The sequence below is a fragment of the Mammaliicoccus sp. I-M35 genome (assembly GCF_022386455.1).
Taxonomy (GTDB): domain Bacteria; phylum Bacillota; class Bacilli; order Staphylococcales; family Staphylococcaceae; genus Mammaliicoccus; species Mammaliicoccus sciuri_A.
Genome location: NZ_JAJNIL010000030.1, coordinates 1 through 435, shown reverse-complemented (window position 1 = coordinate 435; position 435 = coordinate 1). Strand labels below are relative to the sequence as shown.

The 435-nt window shown below is 37.2% G+C and carries 1 protein-coding gene; it reads left to right on the top strand.

The window, feature by feature from the left end; genetic code table 11:
• Nucleotides 1-435 (top strand): hypothetical protein (locus LQ679_RS14675; protein ID WP_239763580.1); only part of this gene is annotated, 435 nt, incomplete at both ends.

Genomic DNA, 435 nt, shown 5'->3' with positions numbered 1-435 from the left:
TCCCAGATGGTACGTTAAATACAAGCTATATGTATGGTTATGTGATGGATCCAGATGGTAATGTAGTGAATGCATATTCATCTTATACAAGTCCTCAATTTAGAGCACCAAACAGTAACTTATCATGGACACCACAAACAGCACCGGCTCAAAACTTAGTTGCTAATCCAATGTGGTATAACGTTAATTTTGCATTAGTTCCATCTAATGATATTAACTTAGATGTGTTGGAATATAATAATACCGATAAACCTGCAGTTCCAGGTGACGAAGTTCATATCGACTTAATAGGTTCAAATATTTCACCACTACCAACGCGCGTTGAGTGGAGAGATAAGAACGGTAATGTAGTTCAAAAAACTGGCGACATTAATACGTTAGAAGATGGTGAACAACAAGGTACATTTATTGTTCCAGATAGTGCGGTAGATGGAG